Genomic DNA, 18,326 nt, shown 5'->3' with positions numbered 1-18,326 from the left:
AGTTAAGCCTGCACAGCTTAGCGGTTCTTTTCCGCCAGCAGGGTTCTGCGCCCTACCTTGTTCTTGTCCCGCTCGTAACGGGCAGCCGCTCTGGGCACATCGCCACCGTCGCCGGTTTCCAGCCAGCGTTTTACTCGAATGGCATCTCCGAGGTGCGAGCGTTTGCCGAAGGAGTCCAGGAATACCATGGCGACATCGTCGCCCTCAATCTGGCTGACCATCACCAGGCAGCGTCCGGCAGCGTCGTTATAGCCGGTCTTGCTCAGCTCGATATCCCAGCTATCGCTGTTTACCAGGCGGTTGGTGTTATAGAACGCCAGCACATAGCGTGGCTTGCGGAAACGCGCATCCATCTTCGAGCTGGTAGTCATATTGCGGATTTCCGGATGCTTGCGCGCAGCCCGGACCAGCTTTACCAGATCACTGGCAGTGGAGACATTGAAGTACGAAAGGCCCGTCGGCTCGACAAAGCGGGTGCTGTTCATACCCAGCTCCTCCGCCTTGAGATTCATCGCCCGGACAAAGGCGAAGTAACCACCGGGATAAGCGTGGGCCAGGGCCGTGGCAGCACGGTTTTCCGAGGACATGATCGCCAGTTGCAGCACATCCTCGCGGGGGAGTTCGCTGCCGATGCGGATGCGTGAGATCACATTCTGCATCTGTATAGAGTCACGTACCTGAATCGGAATCGGCTCATCCATCGGCTGGTCCGCCTCCAGGGTGACCAGCGCCGTCATCAGTTTGCTGACGGAAGCGATAGGTACCACGGCATCGGGATTTTTCTGGTAGAGCACCCGGCCGGTATCCAGATTAACGACCAGGGCGTTGACGGACGCCAGTTGCAGGTTGGCCGCGTCCGGTGCCTGCCGGGCGGAAACCAGGCCAGACCAGAGAAGAAGGATAAATGTCAGTGTCAGTCGAATACGATACAACATGATTCGGTCTTGTTTGGTGGATCGGTCACGCATTGCCGGTAAACGCCCCTAAAGACTCCGGCCTATCGAACGAAAGTATAAAGCAACCCATTACCTTCGCACACTCCCCCGGCAATGTGATCCGGGTTATCCTTTAAAACCTTTATGCCTCAAACATTTAGCTAATTAAGCAGAAAGTTAGGCGAGGCCAAACAGCCTTGTTATACTCAATTGCAACGCAACTTTCTGATCCGGCAGGGAAAGACATTGAACTCCTTCAATCTGCTCAAATCGATCGCCGACGCCCGCCCACGACTGCGCAAATCAGAGCAGAAAGTGGCGGACTATGTGCTGGCCAACGCCAGCGAAGTTATCCACATGCGTATCGTCGATCTGGCCTCGGAAGCCAGTGTCAGCGAGCCCACGGTGGTGCGTTTCTGTCGCGCCCTGGATTATGACGGCTTTCAGGACTTCAAACTGACCCTGGCGCAGGGGCTGGCCAGCAATACCAGCTTTGAGCAGTTCGCGCTGAACTCCACCGATACGGTGATCGAGTTCAAGCAGAAGATCTTCGACTCGATGATCGGCAACCTGATCAATATCCGCGAGCAACTGGACCCGACCACACTGGAAGAGGCGATCGACGCCCTGGCCAAGGCCAAACGCGTGGAGTTTTACGGTTTCGGTGCCTCGGCTCCGGTCTGCGCCGACGCCCAGCACAAATTCTACCGCCTCATGGTGTCTGCGGCGGCCTACTCTGACCCGCATATGCAGACCATCTCAGCCGTTACCCTTGGCGAAGGCGACGTGGTTGTAGCGATCTCCCAGACCGGACGCACCAAGGATCTGTTGCACACCGTGCGCCTGGTTCGCGATACCGGCGCCACTGTAATTGCGCTCTGCCCCGGCGGTACACCGCTGGCGGACCTGGCTACCATCCCGATCCATATCGATGTGGAAGAGGACAAGGATCTAAGCACCCTGATGTCCTCCCGTGTTGTCCACCTGGTGGTGATCGATGTATTGGCGGTCGGCGTGGCAATGAAACTGGGCCCGAGCCTGTTTGACCATCTGAAGACGATCAAACGCAGCCTGCGCAGCCTGCGTCAGAACGATAAACGCCTGCCGACGCGCCGTCCCGGCGACACCGATAACGACTGACAGGGCGAACCGCCCTGTCTCCCCCTTCTATCTATCGCTCCTGTCTATCACTCCTGTCACGGCCCCTGTCACTTCCCTGCAACAGCCCACCACTAGCATCCTCACTGCCAACCCTCTCTGTTTGAAATCTGAACAGTGTTGCGGTAAAACAGAAATGTCGTTTGTCTTCGCGGGAACCAGCGGGGAATAGAACGCCCTGAAGGGAACGCCCTGTTGGTCGCCGCTCAGACTGGTTGATCGGAGCAGGTATTATGCTGAAAGAGCAGGAACTGAACGAAATTCAGACCGAAGTGTTCGATATCCTTGTCAGCTACGATGTCGAGGAGAAGAACCGCCGCAAGCAACACGCATCCAAGCGACTTCTCGATGCGCGCCGTGCCATAGAGCGCCACCGGGAGGAGAAGGAGCTCTCGACCTTTATCGACGAGGATTCCTGGTTCGACGACGAAAAATAGCCAGATACAGAAAGGCCAGCATCAACGTGCTGGCCTTTCGCGTTTTCAGGCGGTCGTCGCGCCGAACTGATTCCAGGAATCAGTCGTCGGGATAGAGGATATTGAGCGGTACTGAACTGCCGCCATCCACTACCATCGCCGCGTGCTCGCGACGCAGCTGGCGCGGCTCGGCCACGCCACAGGAGTGGGCAATCGTCTCTACCTCATGCACGAGGTTGTGGTGGAAGTGCGCCACACGCTCCGACTTCACCTCGGGCACCAGCCCCTGCTGAAGTTTAGGATCGTGGGTGGTGATCCCGGTCGGACAGGTATTCTTGTTGCACTGCAGCGCCTGAATACAGCCCAGCGCGAACATGAAGCCGCGCGCGGTGACGACAAAGTCTGCGCCCATGCAGATCGCCGCCGCCACATCCGTGGGGTTGATCAGCTTGCCTGAAGCGATAATCCGCACCCGGTTGCGCAGGCCATGCTGGGTCAGCTTGTTCACCAGTACCGGCAGGCTCTCCTTCAACGGCAGACCGACGCTGTCGATCAGCGGCAGCGGCGCCGCGCCTGTACCGCCATCGGCGCTATCCAGGGTGATAAAGTCCGGTGCACTGTCGCTGCCGCGCTTGTTCACCGCCTCACAGAAGCTGTCCAGCCAGCTGGTGGTGCCCAACACCATCTTGAACCCCACCGGCTTGCCGGAGACTTCGCGCACGTGATGGATAAAGTCGAGCAGATCGTCGATGGAAGCGATCTCCGGGTGGCGGTTCGGGCTGATCGACGCCTGTCCCACCGGTATACCTCGGATCTCGGCGATCTCTTCATTCACCTTGTCGCCCGGCAGAATACCGCCCTTGCCGGGCTTGGCACCCTGACTCAGCTTGATCTCGAACATCCGCACCTGCGGAATCGCCGCGGCGCGGATCAGCTTGGCGTCATCCAGCTTGCCATGTTCATCACGCAGGCCGTACTTGGCGGTGCCTATCTGGTAAACGATGTCGCAGCCACCCTCCAGGTGATAAGGCGAAAGTCCGCCCTCACCGGTATTCATCCAGCAGCCCGCCTTTTTCGCACCGTTGGACAGCGCCCGCACCGCCGGTCGCGACAGCGCACCAAAGCTCATGCCGGAGATATTCAGAAATGACGGCGCGTCATAGGGCTCACGGCAGTAGGGCCCGATCCGCATCGACTGGGTTGTCACCGCGTCCTCGCTCAGGGTCGGAAACGGGCAGTTAAGAAAGTAGTAGGTACCGGGGCGGCGCAGATCTCGAGTGGAACCGAATGCCACGGTGTTATCGATGTTCTTGGCGGCCCGGTAAACCCAGGAACGCTGCGCCCGGTTGAACGGCATCTCCTCCCGATCCATGGCAAAGAAATACTGCCGGAAGAACTCGCCCAGCTCCTCGAAGAGATAGCGGAAACGCCCGAGCAGCGGGTAGTTACGACGGATGGTATGCACTGTCTGACGCTTGTCGACCTGGTACATGACGATAGCGGCAACCACCGCGCCCAGAATCACCAACAGCAACAGCAGTCCAATAACGGCGATAAAGTTGATCGCCAGGGACGAGATCGTATCGTTCATAGAGATGAATCCCTGCAGTCTATTCGCGCCTATCCTACCCGATCCAGCCACCCCGAGCACAGCCGGCAAAAAACCGACAAACCAACTCGGATATTTACTTGCCCTAGCAAACAATGTTAGATTACTTGCCTAAGCAATTAAACCTTCCCGCTACATGTCCCGCTAACAACAGCCAGAGCCATGATTCACTACACCGAAGACAACGTGCCGACGCATCTCAATATCGCTCACCTGATCCACCTGCTGAATCAGCACAAGGATCGGCTGCTGGAGAAGCACCTGCAGCCGTTCAATATCAGCGGCGCCCAGTACCGGGTGCTGCGTCTGGTGGTCGGTGAAATCGCCAATACACCGTCGGCGCTGAGTCAGGCCCTGTCGATCGATGCCGGCGCCATGACCCGCATGCTGGACAAGCTGGAACAACGCAATCTGCTATGTCGCGAGCGTAATCCCGAAGACCGCCGCCAGATCCGTGTGCAGCCCACCGACGAGGGGATCGCTCTCTACCAGAAGATCCGCACCATCGCCGCCGACCTGCTGAATGAGCTGACCGGCGACCTGGAAAGCGACGAGCTGAGCGAACTGGAGAGGCTGATGCGCAAGATACTCGATGCCCCCGGCCTGCTGCAGGAGAGCTGCTGCGGCACCCTCGCTAACGCCGGCAAACAGGCAGAAACAGATAGAGAGTCCAAATGAGTAATCCAACAGACAAAGAAACCAGCGCCACCGAAGCCAGCACAGGCAGCCGGCGCTCACGCCGTAAGCTGCTGCTGGGCGCACTGGCCCTGGCCGTGCTCGGTGTTGCCTCCACCTCCTTCGCCTATTACGAACTTTACGGCCGTCACTTCGAAGACACCGAAGACGCCTATGTCGATGGTAACCAGGTGCAGATCGCCGCTGGCATCGCCGGCACCGTCACCCGTATCAACGTGGACGATGGCGATTATGTCGAGCAGGGGCAGACGCTGGTTCAGCTTGATCCCAGCGATACCGAAGTCGCGCTGGAGGAAGCCCAAGCCGATCTCGCCGCCACGGTACGTCGCGTACGTGGCCTCTATGCCGATGTGAGCCACTACCGCGCCCAGGTTTCCACCCGAGAACTGGACGTGAAACAGGCCCGTGACGATTACCAGCGCCGTGTCGAGCTCGGCCGCAGCGGTGCCGTGGCCCGGGAAGAGGTCACCCACGCCCGTGACACCCTGGAATCGGCAGAAAACGCGCTGACCAGTGCCAAGCAGCAGCTCAACAGCACCCTGGCGCTGGTTGAAGGCACAACACTGGATAGCCACCCTGAGGTCAAAGCCGCCGCCGCCACCCTGCGCAAGGCCTACATCAACCACGCTCGCGCTACCATCCAGGCGCCGGTCAGCGGCTATGTCGCCAAGCGCAGCGTCCACCCGGGCGCCCATATCGCTTCCGGCGAGCCGCTGATGGCGGTGATCCCGCTGGACCAGGTCTGGATCGACGCCAACTTCAAGGAAACCCAGCTTGGCCAGATGCGCATCGGCCAGCCGGTGGAGGTCCACGCCGACCTGTACGGCGACGATGTCACCTACCACGGCCAGATCGAAAGCCTGGGCATGGGCACCGGCAGCGCCTTTTCACTGCTGCCGGCACAGAACGCCAGCGGTAACTGGATCAAGATCGTCCAGCGTGTGCCGGTGCGGATCCAGCTGGACCCTCAGGAGCTGCAGAGCCATCCGCTGCGGATCGGGCTCTCCACCCAGGTGAGCGTCGACCTGCATCAGCAGCAGGGCGATACTCTGCCGCAGCAGCCGCATAAAGAAGCCCGCTACAGCACGGATATCTACGACAGCCTGCTCGCCGATGCCGACGCCCTGGTACATCAGGTGATCGCTGCCAACGCTGCGGGCGACATCCACGCCTCAATCGCCAAAGTTGAACCATGAGAGTTGAACCATGAGTGAAGCGGCCCAATTCACGCCGAAGAGCCGGGTACTTGCGACCATAGCGCTGGCACTGGGCACCTTCATGCAGGTGCTGGATACCACCATCGCCAACGTGGCGCTGCCCTCCATCGCCGGTAACCTGGGCGCCAGCTCCGAACAGGGCACCTGGGTGATCACCTCATTCGCCGTCGCCAACGCCATCGCCCTGCCGATCACCGGCTGGATGGCGCGGCGTATCGGCGAGGTCCGCCTGTATATGCTGGCGGTGGTGCTGTTCATGGCCTCCTCCCTGCTCTGCGGTATCGCCAGTTCCATGCCGGAGCTGGTGGCCTTTCGCGCCCTGCAGGGGTTTGTGGCCGGTCCGCTCTACCCGATCACCCAGACCCTGCTGATCGCCATCTATCCACCGGCAAGGCGCGGTATGGCGCTGGCGCTGCTGGCGATGGTGGCCGTGGTGGCGCCGATCACCGGCCCCATCGCCGGCGGCTGGCTGACGGATAACTTCTCCTGGCCCTGGATCTTCTTTATCAACCTGCCGATCGGCGCCTTTGCCGCCGCCGTGGTCTGGAACCAGATGAAGGATCGCCCCGAGCAAACCGTGCGCCAGCCGATCGATTACGTCGGCCTGGGGCTGCTGGTCTTGGGCGTGGGTACGCTGCAGGTGGTGCTCGACAAGGGCAATGACCTGGACTGGTTCGAGTCCAGCTTCATTCTCTACGGCGCTGCCATTGCGGTGGTATCTCTGATCGCGCTGGTGATCTGGGAACTGACCGAAGAGCACCCGGTGATCAACCTGCGCCTGTTCCGCTACCGCAACTTCACCTTTGGCACCCTGGCATTGGTGCTGGCGTTTGCAGCTTTCTTCTCTATCAACCTGCTGTTGCCGGTCTGGTTGCAGACAAGGCTGGACTACACACCGATCTGGGCGGGGCTCGCCGCAGCGCCTATCGGCCTGATACCGCTGTTTCTGTCACCGATCGTTGGTCGCTTCGGCCATCACGTGGATATGCGTATGCTCGCCACCATCGCCTTTATGACCATGGGCGCCACCTGCTTCCTGCGCGCGGGCTTCAATATCTTCGTGGATTTCGAGCATGTCGCCTTGGTGCAGCTGGCGATGGGTCTGGGGGTCGCTCTGTTCTTCATGCCGGCCACGACCATCCTGCTGTCGAGCCTGGCGCCCAACGAGATCGCCGATGGCTCAGGTCTGGCTACCTTCCTGCGAGTCCTGGGCGGCAGCTTCGCCTCATCGCTGACCACCTGGTGGTGGCACCGGGAGGCCTCGGTACAGCACGCCCTGCTGACTGAGCATGTCACTGCATACAGCCAGCAAACCCGGGAGTATCTGAACCTGCTGGGAGGCGATTCGGTGCAGAATTATGCGCGGATCAATGAGGTGATCACCAGCCAGGCGTTCATGATCTCGTTTACCGAAATCATGACCCTGCTGGGATGGATATTTATCGCGCTGATTACGGTGATCTGGATTACCAAACCACCTTTCTTCGGACGTAAGGCAGAGGCGAAGGCTTAAGAGGCCTGTACCCGGTGCTTGGCGGCGATGAACTCCATGTGGGGAACATGGATCAGGTCGGCGATGCGGCGGATCACATGATCCTCAACATCCTGAAGTTCGCCATCGGAATAGGCGACGCGCCAGAGATTTTCGATCAGGCGGACTTTCTCCTCCTGGGAGCAGATGCGGTTGATCTCCGAGGTGAAGCGGAAATAATCGGTGGACTGATGATGCTTCTCTTCCGCCTTCTCCAGCAGCGCTTCCGCCGCGGCCGGATCCAGGCCAAAGCTGTCGCGCACCACCGCCAGCAGCGCCTCGCGCTCTTCCGGCTTGCGCTCATAATCTGCGGCGATCACCTCAACCATCAGCGCTGCGGCGGTGAGTGCAAAGGTTTCCTGACTGTCTTCCGCCCCGGCGACCCTGTCCGTCTCGAACAGATCTTCCAGCGCGGCTTTAATTTTGTTGAACATAGTATTTCTCCCTGTCGCCAAAAGTAGACCCGGTATCGCGACGGAAAGTTCATAGAGAGCCTCCCGGAACGGCGCAACAGCTTATTCTAAAAATAACCGACTCTAATACTAGGTTATACCCTTAAAAAACTGATACACTTGCCAGTAATCTAATTAATAATTATTTTCATTCTCATAGATGGAGAAGGAGGATAGAGATGCTGGCAATACTGTATGGCTCAACCACCGGTAACACTTCCGACGTGGCCGTTAAAATTCAGCAGCAGCTGGGCGAAGGCGATCTGTTCGACGTCCAGGAGATCGGACTGGAAATTACCGAAGAGTATGACCAGATCATTTTTGCCATCCCCACCTGGGATTACGGCGAAGTTCAGGAAGACTGGCTCGAGCTTTGGGAAACCTTCGAGTTCTTCGACCTGAGCGGCAAAGTCTGCGCATTCGTCGGCCTCGGCGATCAGTACGGCTACGCCGAATGGTTCCTCGATGCCATGGGCATGCTGCACGACCAAGTGGTCGCCCGCGGCGCCAGCGTTATCGGCCACTGGCCGGTTGAAGGCTACGAGTTCGACGAATCCAAGGCGCTGACCCCGGACGGCAAATATTTCGTCGGCCTGGCCCTGGATGAAGACTCCCAGCGCGATATGACCGATGAACGCATCGCCACCTGGTGCGAGCAGCTAAAGCGGGAAATGCTGCAGGCGGCCTGATAAGTCAGCCCCGGTTAACGAAAAAGAGGTGCCATTGCGCACCTCTTTTTTTATGGTCGTTATCCAAGCACCTTTTATAGAGGTGGTGATCGTCTAATCAAAACGAAGACCTTCTTGTGTCAAACGGTTAACAAGGCTCAATGTCTCCTAGCCGTCTGAGCGCATCCGTCGATCCCCTTCGGCGTAGCCGAGCATCGCAGGCTGAAAGAGAAATAAGGGAAAGGCTGTTTGAGCAGCAACGCTGCGAGTTTCCTTTCCCGCTCTTTCAGACGAGAAGCACAGGGCAGTCGGCGCAGCCGACCAAGCCGCAGGGGCGGCTAGGGATTGCCAAGGGATTTTCCGCAAAATCCCTTGGCTCGCCAGCAGGCGAAACCGGCCTCGACAAAGAAACGGATGGGAATTATCCGAGCATGAACCGGTAGATTCGCCCCGGCTCCCTTAGGAGCACATGAGGCAAAGCCTCCTCCAAATAAGCCCGGCCAGCCAGCCGGGTTAGCCAGATCAGAACTTATAGGTCAGCGAGATCTTGGCGTTACGCGGCTCGCCATAGGCCAGCTGGTTATAGAAACCCACGTTGGAGTAGTACTCCTCATCGAACAGGTTATCGATATTCAGCTGGGCCGACAGGTTCGGGCTGAACTGATAACGCCCCATCAGATTCACCAGGGTGTAGGCGCCCTGCTTGATCTTGTCGGCGTCGCCGGCCGGGTTGGTCGCCAAGGTATAGGACTCGCTCTGCCAGTTGATGCCGCCACCCAGGGTCCATTTATCACGGTTGTAGGTGGTGAACAGGCTGGCGGTGCGACGGGCGTGGCGGGTGTTGACCGCATCGCCGTTGGCATCCTTGGCGCTGAATTCGGACCAGCCGGCGGTCAGGTTCCAGTTATCGGTGATCGCACCGGTCACCTGGATCTCGTAACCCTCGCTGACGGTGCCCTGGGCGGCGTAATAGGCGCTGTCGGTGGTGCCCGGTACAAAGTAGCCGTCATCGGTCTGCGCCAGGTTGTCCTGCTCGATGCGATAGACCGCCAGCGAGGCGTCCAGACGATCCTGCAGGAAGCTGGCTTTCAGACCGGCTTCGTAGTTCTTGCCCTCCAGCGGGTCCAGGTAGTTGCCGTTGCGGTCTTTCTGGTTCTGCGGGTTGAAGATATCGGTGTAGCTGACATAGGTGGAGTAGGTATCGTTGATATCATAGATCAGCCCGGCGTAGGGAGTGACCACGCCATCATGTTCGATCGGATCGCCGACGCTCATCCCCTCTTTCTTCCAGTCGGTGATACGGCTGCCGATGATCAGTTTCAGCGGATCGGCCAGGCTCAACCTTGCCACCGCGTAACCGCCCAACTGGGTGGTGCGCTCTTTGGAATTGAGGGCTTTCTCACCCCACTCGGGTTCCGCGAAGGAGCCGTCCCAATCGTAGAAGTTACCCACGTCGTCCAGTGACAGGGCGGCGCGACGGTAGGTGGTCAGCTCCTGTTCGCTGTGCATCACACCCACCACCAGCTCATGGGACTGCTCTGCGGTATCAAAGGGGATCGACGCATAGAGGTCGACGTTATCCTGGGTACGTTCCACGTCGTACCAGGAGGGGCTGGCCCCCATCCCCAGGCCCGTCGTTTTGTCCGGCGAGCCGTAGAGATAGATCAGGCGCAGGTCAGCATCGCTGACGCTGCGGCTCAGCGCACCATAGAGGCGTACGCCGGAATCGAAACGGTGCTCCAGGTTGGCGTAGTAGTTGGTGTTCTTGGAGCTCCACTCGCTCCAGTCCGCCGCCGTGGTTTTGGACCGATCCCAGTCGGTCTTACTGCCATCGCTGAACCAGGTGGGCAAACCACCCCAGGCGCTGCCTTCCGGTTTGTTCTGCTGGTAGCTGACGCCAGCGTTGAACTCGGTATTTGGGGTCAAATCGGCGCCGATGGTCCCCAGGAACAGCGTCTCCTCGTCACTGGCCAGATCCATAAAGGAGTCGCCCTGCTGGAAGCTGCCCACCACACGGCCACGCAGTGAGCCAGTCTCATTCAACCCGCCGGAAACGTCGAAGCTGCCGCTATAGGTATCCCAGCGGCTGCCGCTGATGGAGGTCTTGCCGGTAAACTCCTTGCTGTTGGCCCGCTTGCGTACCAGGTTGATCGCCGCTGCCGGGTTGCCGGCACCGGAAACCAGGCCGGAGGCGCCACGTACCACCTCGACGCGGTCATACAGCAGGGTATTGGCGCGGGTTTCACCGGCGGACCAGCCGGCGGTCCAGGTGGTCGGCACGCCATCCACCTGCAGGTTGTCGATATCGAAACCACGGGCGGAAAAGCCGGCGCCGCGTCCATCGTAGGAGCGTGCGGTTACGCCCGGCACGTGGTTAACCACATCGGTAATTGTCTCGAGACCCATATCGTCGATCAGTTGGCGGCTGACCACGGTAACCGACTGCGGGGTTTCCTTCTCACTCAGGCTCAGACGGGTTGCCGTTCCCATCGCCTCGGTTTTATAGCTGCCGGAACCCTCGGTGACTGTGCCTATCCCATCCTGGGTCGATGCCAGTGATTCCGCGCCGATACGGATCGGGCCCATCACCATCTCATCACCGGCGGCGATCTTTTCCAGGATATACACTCCCGGCGCCCTGCGGGTGGCCATCAGCCCGGTACCACTGAGCAGCTGGTCCAGCCCCTGCTCCGGTGAATAGCTGCCCTGCAGCCCGGCGCTTTGCAAGCCCTGAGTCAGGCTGGGATTAAACTGCAGTGTCATCCCGGTGGAGGTCGCAAACCGGCTCAGCACCCGATCCAGAGAACCCGAGGGAATGTTGTAGCTGACCGGGCTGGTGATTTCCGCAGCGGCCACAGACACCGGCGCGCTGACTGCACCCAGCGCCAGCATGGAGACAAACAGGGCGTTGCGCATACCCGGATAAGCGGAGCAAGCACGCAGGCGGCGCGCTTTGTTGGATGAGTTAGTCATGGCATAGAACCTTCGTTTTTTTAAATCTGTCTATGCCTATGACGGATGGGGCTGCCCCAAGGGGACAATACTCATTCTTACCTAAGCCGGGGCCACAGTTACCCAGTAATCGGTACGGCGATTGACCCGCACCGGCAGCGTAACCGGCAGGCCATCGAGGATCACTTCTATATCGCGCAACTGGAAAACCCCGCTGATGCGCAGGTCCGCCACCGCCGGATCGCAGCGCAGCCAACCGTTGCGGTAGCGGCTAAGCTCTGCGAGAAACTGTTTCAGCGGCATCTCACTGGCGAGAATCACCCCCTGGCTCCAGCTATCCAGCTGCCGCTCCCCCACCGGGCGCAGGTCATAGGCCTGGCCAGCGAACAGTCGTGCCGTGCTGCCGGCGTTAATCTCCTGATAGCGACCGGAGCGGTTACGCACCCGGACGCTGCCATCCAGCACCGCCAGCCGCGCCTGATCCTTATCCGGCTCCTGCTTAACCAGGAAGCGGGCGTTTCGGGTTTCCAGCTCGCCCTGTTCGGTAGCCACACGCAGTGGCGTGCTGGCATTGCTGCCCAGTTCGGCACTGCTCTGCACCAGAATCTCGCCGCTGTAGTGACGGATCAGCTGTTTATCCCGGTCGCTGGCCAGATCGATGCGGGTATCCGTGTTGAGCAGAACAAAGCCGCCGTCGGCCAGCGCCACCCGGCGCTGCTCGCCCACCTGGGTGTGGTAATCCGCCAGCCACTCTTTCCAGGGCTCCTGAGTCAGGCCCAGATAACCACTGGGCAGCACAACCGCCGCCACCGCCAGGGAACGCAGCAGTGCGCGTCGTCCCGCATCCGGGCGCCGGTTCAGGGTTTTGTGGCCGATATCCGCGGGAACGCGTTCAAACTGTGCCTGCAGATGCAGCGCCTTCTGCCAGGCGGCCTCGTTCTCGGCACAGGCGCTACGCCAGCGCTCCAGTTCCGCCTCGCCGGCCGCATCCAGCCCCTCGTCATGCAGCTCTGTCAGCCAGCGCGCCGCCTGTCTGATTGCGATACGTTCAGGTTCTTGGTTGGAAACGGTCATATCTATCGTCAGCCCGGATTCATAGGGTCACAGTCAGAGGGAGGTGCATATGAGCGGATACTTATAACGAGATGCTTATAACGAGATGCTTACAGCGAAATAGTCAGCAGGCAGTGCTCGAACGCCTGCGCCATATAGCGCTTTACCGAGCGCTCGGTCACCGACAGACGCTCGCCGATCTGGGCGTAGGTGAGCCCCTCAAGCTGAGACAGAAGGAACGCCGTTTTAACCGCCGGCTTCAGGCTATCGAGCATCCGGTCCAGCTCTTCCAGCGCGTCGCGCAGCAGCAACCGGTCCAGCTCGGAACAGGCCAGATCCTCCGGAATCTGCGCCAGCGCCTCCAGATAGGCACGCTCCAGCGACTGACGCCGAAAGTGATCATGCACCAGCCGCCCCGCCACCCGGGTCAGGTAAGCGCGCGGCTGCTGAATTTCCGGCAGCACGCCCTCTTTCTCGCGCACCTGGAGCAGACGTACGAAGGCATCCTGGGCGATATCCGCCGCCTGGCTGCTGCAACCGAGTTTTTTATACAGCCAGCTGCGCAGCCAACTGCTGTGCTCGGCGTACATGCTGCCGAGATTCGTTGCCGCACAGCTGCCTGAGTTACTGCTTGAATGGTTCCCGCTCATCGGCGCGTCCTTGATATGACGATGTTCCAATGAGCAAAGATACTAAATGCGAATCGTTATTATTACAAATATCGTTAATTGATTTTGTCTTCAGCTGTCGGCGTCCGCCGTGTAAGCCTCTACCAGTTTGGCCAGATTTGCCTGGATCACCTCCAGTGGCGCGGCGATCTCCTGCCGCGAAACCGCTTCGAGCTGATTCAGCTGGATAACCCGTGCCCCGGCCTCTTCAAGCCGTTGCTGCCCCTGTTCATCCAGCGGATGATCCACCAGCACCACGGCCACGTCGTTATCGCGGATATAGTCGGCCAGTTGGGAAAGTCGCTCTACCGTCCACTCATTGGGTGCGGCATAAAGCGAGGCCAGCAGATCCAGCCCCAGGTCCGATGCCAGGTAATCGAAATGGGGCGACAGCGACAGGGTGGTCAGGTTATAGGCCAGCGCCAGTTCCAGGTCCGCCTCGCTTTTGGTCTTGATCAGCTCGCGCTTGAACGCCGCCAGGTTAGTCTCCAGCTGCTGCGCATCGGCCGGTGAGAAGCGCGCCAGATCATGCACCAGGATATCGGCGATGCTGCCCAGCGCCGTGGGAGAGAGCCAGGGCGCGGACTCCTCACCATTGGCGGGCATCGGCTCCAGCCCCAGGGTCGCATAAAGCGCGCTGGGTGCCTCATGCCGCAGTCGTGCTATACCGGGCAGCGCCTGATCTAATGGCTCGGTGGCATCTATCTCGGCGATACGGATATTGAAGCGCCGCGCAAAGGGGTAGATCGGGTCCTGCTGCCAGAGCGATCCCAGGGTAATCACCGCATCGGCCTGCTGGCTAACCTCTGCCAGGCGATCCTCGCCGCGGCCACCCAGATAGGAGCGTAACCGGGACGGCGGCAGTTTTGCCGGCTGCACCGGCAGGATCTGGATACCGGTCTGCTGCACCAGCCGCTCGCTGATCGCCTGCAGCGCCGGATGCGCCACCATCACGCTCAGGGGTTCATCCTGCTCTGCGGCAGAAACATTCAGGCTGAACAGCGCCAGCAACAGACAGATAAGAGATTGGCGTTTCATGTAACCGCTCCACGAAGTCCCGGCAGCAGTGAACGCGCCAGCACAGACAACAAAAACAGAGAACCAGCCACCAGGATAATGGCCGCACCCGAGGGGATCGGCAGCTCCATCTCCATGGGGATCAGGATCCCGCACAGCGTGGCGATCAGGGAGAACAGCATGCTCAAACCGACAAAGCGGGACAGGCTGGTGGCGAGAATCTTCGCCGCCGCCGCGGGGATCACCAGCAGCGCACCGACCAGAATTGCACCGATCACCTTCACCGAGGCCACGGTGACCAGCGTCACCAGGATCACAAAGAGATAATCCAGCGCCTTCACCGGCACCTGCCGCACCTGCGCCAGTGCCGGGTTGAAACTGGCCAGCATGAAACGGTTGTAGAACAGCACCATCGGCACCGTCACCAGCAGCGCCACCACCGCCAGCAGCGCGATATCGACGCCGGAGACGGTAAGAATCGAGCCGAACAGCACGTTTTCCAGGATATGCACGTTGATGCGCCCAGCCAGCACCAACAAGACCGCCGCCCCCAGGGCCAGCGACATGGAGAGAAACACGCCGATCAGGGTATCCGCCGAGAGGCCAGTGCGGTTGCGCAGGTAGTTAAGCCCCAAACCGAACAGCAGGCAGTAACCGAACAGGGCGCCATAGGGGCCGCTGTAGGGCTCGCCCAGCAGAATGCCGATCGCCACACCGGTCATCGCCGAGTGACCCACCGCTTCCGAGAAAAAGGCGTGGCGCTTTACCACCACCAGGGTGCCGAGCAACCCCAGCACCGGACCGATAATCACCCCGGCCAGCAGTGCATTAACGGCAAAACCGTAGGCCAGCGACGAGGGCAGCAACCCCGCTTCGGCCCAGCTCTGGACCGTAACGCGGAAGACTTCAAACAACTCAGCCACTGATCACCTCCTTTTGATCTTCCCGTTGCTGGACCTTCCTGGGCCGCTGGGTCGGATGGCTGGAGAAAAGATCCAGCACCCGTTCCGGCGTCAGCTCCTCCGCGGGATCGCCACTGAACAGCAAGCGCCGATTCAGCCCGGTAACCCGATCGGCCAGCCGGCGTACCGCGGCCAGATCGTGCTCGACCCAGAGCAGGGTTACGCCCTCGGCCTTAAGCTCGCCGATCAGCGCCTCGAAGATAGCAACACCGGCTTCATCGAGCGCCGCCATCGGCTCATCCAGAATCAGAAGTTTCGGCTCAGGCATCAGCCCCTGCGCCATCATCACCCGCTGGCGCTCGCCGCCGGAGAGATCACCCATGCGCCGCTCCGCCTTGCTGCCAAGTCCGACACGCTCCAGCGCATCGACAATCTGCTGGCGCTGACGGCGAGCCGGGCGCAGGAACGCCGGGCGGCGGGTCTGCATCGCGGCGAGAAAGTCGATCACGCTCATCGGCAGTGAGCGATCGAACTCCAGCGCCTGGGGCACATAGCCGATCTGGCCCGGGCTGCCCGGCCACTCTAGCTTTATCGTGCCGCGGTGCGGCGCCAGTCCCAGCAGGCCGCGCACCAGCGAGGATTTACCGCCGCCATTGGGGCCCACCAGGGCATGTACTTCGGCGCTGCTCAGGGTCAGGTCGATCCTTTCAAGTACGCGGGTCTGGCCGTACTGCAGCGATACCTGATCGAACTGCACCTGCGGCCCAGCGGCGGCGATGGCCTCAGCACCGCGCTTGAACCATCCGTTCATCGCATTCATTGGCCGGCCTCCCGTGTGTCCAGAATCGCCCGTACCACGGTAGCGAAGTTTTCCGCCATCTCCTGCTCGAACTTCTCGGCACGGTAATCACCGGAGATCACGTGAGAGAGCGGATAGAGCCGCACGCCGGTCTCGCGGCGGATGGTATCGACGTAGGTGGAGGGGAAATGCAGCTCGGAGAAGATCACCTGCACATCGAGGCGACGGATATCATCGATGGTGCGCGCCAGCTGCGCAGGGCTTGGCTCTATGCCGTGGGCAGGCTCGACCACAGCGGTGACTTCCAGACCGAATTCGCGCAGCAGATAGTCATAGGCGCCGTGGATAGTGGCCACACGCAGCTCCACGTTATCGATGCTGGCCAGCTGGGACAGCGCCTCGGCACGGATCCGGCGCAGCTTGCGTGAGTATTCGCGGGCGTTGCGGCGATAGCTGTCGGCATTGTCCGGGTCGAGCTGACCCAGCTCGCGAGCGATGGTCTGGATCTGGCGGATCGCCCCGGTCACCGCCAGGAAGGTGTGCGCATTGACCACCTTGCCGCTGCCGTTGCGCCCCTGGGACATGCTGCCCACCGCCGGCAACAGCGGTACGTTACGGTTCGCTTCGATCACCGGCAGCGAGGGGTTCTCCGATGCCGCGATCATCCGCTCGGCGAAATCGTCATGGCCGATGCCGTTAAGCACCACCACATCCAGACTGCCGACCCGCTTGATCTCTTCGGCGCGGGGTTCATAGGCATGGGGGTTAAAGCCCTGGGGAATCAGCGGCACAACCTCGGCTTTATCGCCGACGATATTCGCTACATAGCTGTAGTAAGGATGCAGGGTGACGCCGATACGCAGGGGATCGGCCTGGGCGCTGCTCACGAACAGAGCCAGACTGAAGCAACTGAGCAGCGCCGATAGAGCGAAACGGAGGGGTTTAAAACGCAGAGACTTAAAACGCAGGAGATTAGAAACAAACGCCTTCATAAGCCACCTCCCGTGCCACGGGTCACGCTGGCGTCGAAGTGGCTGACCACCTGCTGCCAACCCGCGGCGATCAACGCGTTATTGCTCAGCTCTAGATTGCTCAGTTCCATATTGTTCAGTGCCACCCGCTCTGACTCGGCAGCCGATCCATCACGCTTGATCCAGACGCTCGTCGGCGCCGCACCTTCATGGCTGTGCCCGGCGTCGGGTGCCTCAACACGCAGCAGAAAGTGACCGGCGGTAGCGGTCTGTTCGCTCAGGCCGATGTAAGCCAGCTCATGGCCAAGGCTTTGCAACTGCCAATGGTGACCGCCGCGCTCGGCACTGGCCACATCCTCGATAAACGGCGGAATCCAGTCGGCAGCCAGCTGCTCCGGCGTCGGCGTACTGCCCTCTTCCAGCGCCCAGAGAATCTCATCGGCCGCGGCCTGAAGGTCGGCATTCACGCCCTGCTCCGCCGCATTGAGATCGACGCGGGCATCGAGCTGCCAGATTTCGATCTGGCGACTCTCATCCGGCACCACCCGCCAGGCGACGATCGCCGCAGATACCAGCAGAATCAGCGCACAAAGTAACAGCAGCCAGGCGGTCTCCTGCCGGGCTCCGGCAGGGCGGACAACAACCGAGGCCATTACATCAGGCCTTCAACGTCGTGCCAGTCCACCTCAACCACATGCCCGGGGCCCGCATCGAGCAGGATGTAAAATTCCCCATCCGGGCGTTCAAAGCGGATGCGAGAATCGCCGTCGAACTCAGCGTTGGCCAGAATCTCCTCGTCGTAGGAGATCATATCCACGGTCACACCGCTGGCGCTGCTACCATCGGAAAAACCGCCGGTGCAGTGAATTTCGCCCTCGTTAAGCTCACAGCTGCAAAACGGGTAATGCGCACTGGCCTGGGACGCCGCCAGCAGCGCGATACTTCCGACAGCCAGTTTAAGAAGCCCCAGCTGGTAAATCCGCGACAGCCCCCGTCTACCCATTCCGTTTTTCTGCGCCCTCCGGTTCCCCGGTCCCTGAACTGTCAGCTGCATTACGCCTCCTCGCTTCACCGGATCTCGCCGGTTGATCTGTGTGCAATCCCTGGCCCTTATCCGCGGAACGTATCCGCAGAACAGGCAACAGGCTGTTACCTCTAAAGACGAACGAGCAGGACAAAAAGGGAAGATCGACAACAAGAAAATTTAGCGCCTGAATAAATATTCAAAACAATCAACAACTTATAACATTATCAACCATTTGATAACGATTATGATAATGGT

General features: G+C 60.2%; 18 protein-coding genes. 6 read left to right on the top strand and 12 right to left on the bottom strand.

Annotated elements, in window-relative coordinates; all coding sequences use genetic code 11:
* Positions 1 to 17: 17 nt before the first annotated feature.
* The gene (gene pbpG / locus CLV83_RS19610; protein WP_132296650.1) at positions 18 to 935 is read right to left on the bottom strand and encodes a D-alanyl-D-alanine endopeptidase; all 918 of its coding nucleotides are present in this window, start codon (positions 933 to 935) and stop codon (positions 18 to 20) included.
* Between the two features lie 246 nt (positions 936 to 1,181).
* On the opposite strand from pbpG, the gene hexR reads away from it, so the two are divergent.
* Together hexR and CLV83_RS19600 are read left to right on the top strand one after the other, a co-directional pair.
* Positions 1,182 to 2,075 carry a transcriptional regulator HexR gene (gene hexR / locus CLV83_RS19605; RefSeq protein WP_132296647.1) on the top strand — a complete coding sequence of 298 codons (894 nt, stop codon included), beginning with the start codon at positions 1,182 to 1,184 and terminating at the stop codon, positions 2,073 to 2,075.
* Between the two features lie 251 nt (positions 2,076 to 2,326).
* On the top strand, positions 2,327 to 2,530 hold the full coding sequence (locus tag CLV83_RS19600) for a PA3496 family putative envelope integrity protein (RefSeq protein WP_132296644.1): 204 nt from the start codon (positions 2,327 to 2,329) through the stop codon (positions 2,528 to 2,530).
* Between the two features lie 79 nt (positions 2,531 to 2,609).
* Here CLV83_RS19600 and CLV83_RS19595 read toward each other — a convergent pair whose 3' ends face one another.
* Positions 2,610 to 4,100: an FMN-binding glutamate synthase family protein gene (locus CLV83_RS19595; protein WP_132296641.1), complete on the bottom strand. Its 1,491-nt coding sequence runs from the start codon at positions 4,098 to 4,100 to the stop codon at positions 2,610 to 2,612.
* Between the two features lie 180 nt (positions 4,101 to 4,280).
* Here CLV83_RS19595 and CLV83_RS19590 point away from each other — a divergent pair, with 180 nt between their 5' ends.
* From CLV83_RS19590 to CLV83_RS19580, 3 genes are read left to right on the top strand one after another with little or no spacing between them, the layout of a single operon-like run.
* The gene (locus CLV83_RS19590; protein ID WP_132296638.1) at positions 4,281 to 4,796 is read left to right on the top strand and encodes a MarR family winged helix-turn-helix transcriptional regulator; all 516 of its coding nucleotides are present in this window, start codon (positions 4,281 to 4,283) and stop codon (positions 4,794 to 4,796) included.
* Positions 4,793 to 6,010, top strand: a complete 1,218-nt coding sequence (locus CLV83_RS19585) for an HlyD/EmrA/EmrK family protein (protein WP_132296635.1) — start codon at positions 4,793 to 4,795, stop codon at positions 6,008 to 6,010. The genes CLV83_RS19590 and CLV83_RS19585 overlap by 4 nt, the downstream gene beginning before the upstream one ends.
* Positions 6,011 to 6,020: 10 nt before the next feature.
* Positions 6,021 to 7,544 (top strand): DHA2 family efflux MFS transporter permease subunit, encoded by a 1,524-nt coding sequence (locus CLV83_RS19580; RefSeq protein ID WP_132296632.1) that lies wholly within the window; start codon positions 6,021 to 6,023, stop codon positions 7,542 to 7,544.
* Here CLV83_RS19580 and CLV83_RS19575 read toward each other — a convergent pair.
* Complete coding sequence (locus CLV83_RS19575) at positions 7,541 to 7,996, bottom strand: tellurite resistance TerB family protein (RefSeq protein ID WP_132296629.1); 456 nt, start codon at positions 7,994 to 7,996, stop codon at positions 7,541 to 7,543. The genes CLV83_RS19580 and CLV83_RS19575 overlap by 4 nt on opposite strands.
* A gap of 197 nt (positions 7,997 to 8,193) precedes the next feature.
* On the opposite strand from CLV83_RS19575, the gene CLV83_RS19570 reads away from it, so the two are divergent.
* A complete protein-coding gene (locus CLV83_RS19570) occupies positions 8,194 to 8,703 on the top strand; it encodes a flavodoxin (RefSeq protein ID WP_132296627.1) in 510 nt (169 codons plus the stop codon).
* Between the two features lie 501 nt (positions 8,704 to 9,204).
* Here CLV83_RS19570 and CLV83_RS19565 read toward each other — a convergent pair.
* The 9 genes from CLV83_RS19565 to CLV83_RS19525 form a co-directional block, all read right to left on the bottom strand.
* Entirely contained in the window at positions 9,205 to 11,655 is a 2,451-nt protein-coding gene (locus tag CLV83_RS19565) for a TonB-dependent siderophore receptor (protein WP_207894965.1), read from the bottom strand.
* 81 nt (positions 11,656 to 11,736) lie between these two features.
* Positions 11,737 to 12,708, bottom strand: coding sequence for a FecR domain-containing protein (locus CLV83_RS19560; RefSeq protein WP_132296624.1), 972 nt, complete (start codon positions 12,706 to 12,708; stop codon positions 11,737 to 11,739).
* Positions 12,709 to 12,797: 89 nt separating this feature from the next.
* Entirely contained in the window at positions 12,798 to 13,337 is a 540-nt protein-coding gene (locus CLV83_RS19555; RefSeq protein WP_132296621.1) for a sigma-70 family RNA polymerase sigma factor, read from the bottom strand.
* 90 nt (positions 13,338 to 13,427) lie between these two features.
* Positions 13,428 to 14,393: a metal ABC transporter solute-binding protein, Zn/Mn family gene (locus CLV83_RS19550; protein ID WP_132296618.1), complete on the bottom strand. Its 966-nt coding sequence runs from the start codon at positions 14,391 to 14,393 to the stop codon at positions 13,428 to 13,430.
* Entirely contained in the window at positions 14,390 to 15,295 is a 906-nt protein-coding gene (locus CLV83_RS19545; protein ID WP_132296615.1) for a metal ABC transporter permease, read from the bottom strand. The genes CLV83_RS19550 and CLV83_RS19545 overlap by 4 nt, the downstream gene beginning before the upstream one ends.
* Complete coding sequence (locus CLV83_RS19540) at positions 15,288 to 16,094, bottom strand: metal ABC transporter ATP-binding protein (protein ID WP_207894964.1); 807 nt, start codon at positions 16,092 to 16,094, stop codon at positions 15,288 to 15,290. Before CLV83_RS19540 ends, CLV83_RS19545 begins: the two co-directional genes overlap by 8 nt.
* Positions 16,091 to 16,960, bottom strand: coding sequence for a metal ABC transporter solute-binding protein, Zn/Mn family (locus CLV83_RS19535; RefSeq protein ID WP_243642449.1), 870 nt, complete (start codon positions 16,958 to 16,960; stop codon positions 16,091 to 16,093). The genes CLV83_RS19540 and CLV83_RS19535 overlap by 4 nt, the downstream gene beginning before the upstream one ends.
* A gap of 101 nt (positions 16,961 to 17,061) precedes the next feature.
* Positions 17,062 to 17,697: a DUF6162 family protein gene (locus CLV83_RS19530; RefSeq protein ID WP_132296608.1), complete on the bottom strand. Its 636-nt coding sequence runs from the start codon at positions 17,695 to 17,697 to the stop codon at positions 17,062 to 17,064.
* A complete protein-coding gene (locus tag CLV83_RS19525; RefSeq protein ID WP_200826870.1) occupies positions 17,697 to 18,098 on the bottom strand; it encodes a hypothetical protein in 402 nt (133 codons plus the stop codon). Before CLV83_RS19525 ends, CLV83_RS19530 begins: the two co-directional genes overlap by 1 nt.
* Positions 18,099 to 18,326 lie beyond the last annotated feature (228 nt).

The sequence above is a fragment of the Marinobacterium mangrovicola genome, from assembly GCF_004339595.1.
Classification (GTDB): Bacteria; Pseudomonadota; Gammaproteobacteria; order Pseudomonadales; family Balneatricaceae; genus Marinobacterium_D; species Marinobacterium_D mangrovicola.
The sequence above is the reverse complement of the archived record's forward strand: the minus strand, read 5'-3'. Positions and strand labels throughout refer to the sequence as shown.